This is a genomic window from Nocardia asiatica NBRC 100129, assembly GCF_000308415.1.
Classification (GTDB): domain Bacteria; phylum Actinomycetota; class Actinomycetes; order Mycobacteriales; family Mycobacteriaceae; genus Nocardia; species Nocardia asiatica.
This window is the reverse complement of sequence record NZ_BAFS01000245.1, coordinates 1-3,408: the sequence shown is the minus strand read 5'-3', so window position 1 is coordinate 3,408 and position 3,408 is coordinate 1. Positions and strand designations below refer to the sequence as shown.

Genomic DNA, 3,408 nt, shown 5'->3' with positions numbered 1-3,408 from the left:
TTCGTGGCGAATCCGTTCGGTGCGCCGGGGTCGCGGATGTATCGCAGTGGGGATATCGGCCGGTGGCGTGCCGGTGACGGGGAGGGGGTGCTCGAGTACGCCGGGCGTGGTGATCAGCAGGTGCAGTTGCGCGGGTTCCGTATCGAACTCGGCGAGATCGAGGCGGCGTTGCTGGGCTGCGAGGGTGTCGGGCAGGCGGTCGCGCTGGTACGCCGGGACGAGCACGCCGGGGAGCGGTTGATCGGGTACGTGGTGCCCGACACCGGCGCGGCCCTCGACCAGGCCGCGGTCCGGGCCGAGGCCGCCCGGTTCTTGACCGGCTATATGGTGCCGGATGCGGTGGTGGTGCTGGATGTGCTGCCGTTGACCGCGAACGGGAAGCTGGACCGGCGAGCGCTGCCCGCGCCGGAGTTCGTCAGCGGGACCGTCTACCGGGCGCCGGAGACGGCGACCGAGCAGGCGGTGGCCGCGGCGTTCGCCGAACTGCTCGACGCCGACCGGGTCGGACTCGACGACGACTTCTTCGCCCTCGGCGGCAACTCGCTGCTCGCGGCGCAGGTGGTCGGGCGGTTGCGGGAGACGACCGCGGCGACGGTGCGCGTGCAGTGGTTCTTCACCGACGCGACGGTGGCGGGCCTGGCCGCCCGCATCGACGCGGGCGACGCCGACGTCAACGCGGCGCTGGACGTGCTGCTGCCGATCCGCGCGAGCGGTTCGGCGGCCCCGCTGTTCTGCCTGCACCCGATGTACGGCTTGGCCTGGTCCTACGCGGGGCTGGCCCAGTTCCTGCCCGCCGAGCAGCCGATCTTCGGCCTGCAATCGCCCGCGCTGTCGGAGGACGGCGAGCTGCCCGGCTCGCTGGACGAGCTGGCGCAGCGCTACCTGGCCGAGATCAGGGCGGTGCAACCGCAGGGTCCGTACCGGCTGCTCGGCTGGTCGCTCGGTGGGGTGCTCGCCCATGCCATCGCCACCGAGCTGCAGGACGCGGGCGAGCAGGTGGAGTTGCTGGCCATGATGGACAGCCATCCGAATCCGGACGTCATCGGCTTCCGCGCCGCGCTGCGCGGCGCCCTGGCCGAATTCGGTCTCGGCACGTCGGTCGCGGCGGGCGACGATGTCTACGAACTCGACGACGAGGCGCTGGCCACACTGCACGCCATGATCCCGGCGGATCTCGTCGCGGTGACTCCGGAGCGTCTGCGCCGGATCTATCGCAGCGCGGTCCGCTCGGCGGAGCTGATCGCCGAGCACCGGCCCGGGGTCTTCCGCGGCACCGTGCAGTACTTCAGCGCTGCCGTCGCCGACCCCACCGACGAGTTGCGCGCCGCCGCGGCGGACTGGTGGCCGTACGTGCAGGGCATGGTCGTAGACCGGCCGGTCGAGGTCACCCACGCCCGGATGGCCGCGCCCGAGGCGCTGGCGGTGATCGGCCCGCAGCTGGCCGCGCTGCTCGACGGTCGCCGCTGATCGTTCCGGCCGACGTCACGACCCGGATCGCGCGTCGGCAAGGAATAATCGTCCCCGGCGCTCGTCCCGCGCGTCCGATCCCGCGATCCGGAACCCCCGGTTCGCGGCCGGTCGCGCTCGGGCGTGCGCCTGCGGTTCGGTAACGATCGGCATGCGCGTGTTCGATGATCATGAGGGCGAGAGCATGGTGAACGTGCGCGTGGCGACAACAGACAGGGTGAGGCAGCACGATGGTTCGGGCGGTCCGGCAGCGGTGTGACGAGACTGCGGAAGCGGTGCGCGCATGACCCGCCCGGCCCGTGTGCGCCCGACCCGGACCCGCCGCCCTCGCGTCACCACCCTCCCGCAGCTGATGGCGACCGCTGTCGAGGCCAATCCGAGCGGCACCGCGGTCGTCTTCGCCGACGCGGTCAGCACGCTGGCCGAGCTGAGCTACGCCGAGCTGGACGAACGCTCCACCCGGTTGGCGCGTCTGCTGATCGATCGTGGGGTGGGTCCGGAGGATTTGGTCGCGGTCGGTGTGCCGCGGTCGGTCGAGTCGGTGGTCGCGGTGTGGGCGGTGGCCAAGACGGGTGCCGGGTTCGTTCCGGTGGATCCGAACTATCCGGCCGATCGTGTCGAGCACATGCTCGCCGACTCCGGCGCGGTGTTCGGGCTGGCCGTGGACGAGGTCCGTCCCGGCCTGCCGGACCGGGTCGAGTGGCTGTCCATCGATACCGCCGAATGCGCGCGGCGGCTCGAGGAATTCCCCGCCGATCCGGTGACCTACACCGATCGGGAGCGTCCGCTGCGCGCGGAGCATCCCGCTTACGTCATCTACACCTCGGGCTCCACGGGTAGGCCGAAGGGCGTGGTGGTCACGCAGGCGGGGTTGGCGAGTTTCTGTGCCGAGCAGCGTGATCGGTATCGGGTGACGAGTGCGTCGCGGACGTTGCATTTCGCGTCGCCGTCGTTCGACGCGTCGGTGCTGGAGTTGCTGCTGGCGCTGGGCGGCGCGGCCACCATGGTCGTCGCCTCCCCGGCGGTTTTCGGCGGTGAGGATTTCGCGTCCTTGGTGCGCCGGGAGGCCGTGACCCACGCGTTCGTGACGCCGGCGGCGCTGGCGTCGGTGGATCCGCTGGGGCTGGACGAGTTGCGTGTGGTGGTGGCCGGTGGCGAGGCGTGCCCGCCGGAGCTGGTGCGGCGCTGGGTACTGCCGGTGTCCGGCGGCCGGATCCGCGAATTCTTCAACGGGTACGGCCCGACCGAGACCACGATCATGACGAACATCAGCGCGCCGCTGACGCCCGGCGAACCGGTGACGATCGGCGCGCCGATCCGGGCCGTCACCGAGTACGTGCTGGACGAACGCCTGGTGCCCGTCCCGAGCGGCGTGGCCGGCGAGCTGTACATCACCGGCGCCCAACTGGCCCGCGGCTACCACGAACGGCGCGGGCTGACCGCGTCCCGCTTCGTGGCCAACCCGTTCGACGTGCACGGTTCACGGCTCTATCGCACCGGTGATCTGGTGCGGTGGACGCCGAACGGTGAGCTGGAGTATCTGGGTCGTAACGATTTCCAGGTGAAGATCCGTGGTTTCCGGATCGAGTTGGGTGAGATCGACGCGGTGCTGGCCGGGCACGAGACGGTCGATTTCGCGGTCACCGTCGGTCATGAGTTGGACAGCGGCGCGACGATTCTCGTCTCCTACGTGCACCCCGCGCCGGGGATGGTCGCGGACGCCGCCGAGCTGGCCGCCTTCGCCGAGCAGAGCCTGCCCGCGCACATGGTGCCGACAGCGGTCATGGTGCTCGACGAGATCCCGCTGACCCCGGTGGGCAAACTGGACCGCGGGGCGCTGCCCGCGCCCCGATTGCGGACCAAGGTGTTCCGCGCCCCCGTCGGCCCGCTGGAAGAGCTGGTCGCCGAGGCGTACGCCGAAGTGCTCGGCCCCGGCGCACC

General features: G+C 71.3%; 2 protein-coding genes. Both read left to right on the top strand.

Annotation, left to right across the window (positions count from 1 at the left end; all coding sequences use genetic code 11):
- Positions 1-1,467 (top strand): thioesterase domain-containing protein (locus ON27_RS24145; RefSeq protein ID WP_043732298.1); only part of this gene is annotated, 1,467 nt, incomplete at its 5' end.
- Between the two features lie 283 nt (positions 1,468-1,750).
- Positions 1,751-3,408 (top strand): non-ribosomal peptide synthetase (locus ON27_RS24140; protein ID WP_043732292.1); only part of this gene is annotated, 1,658 nt, incomplete at its 3' end.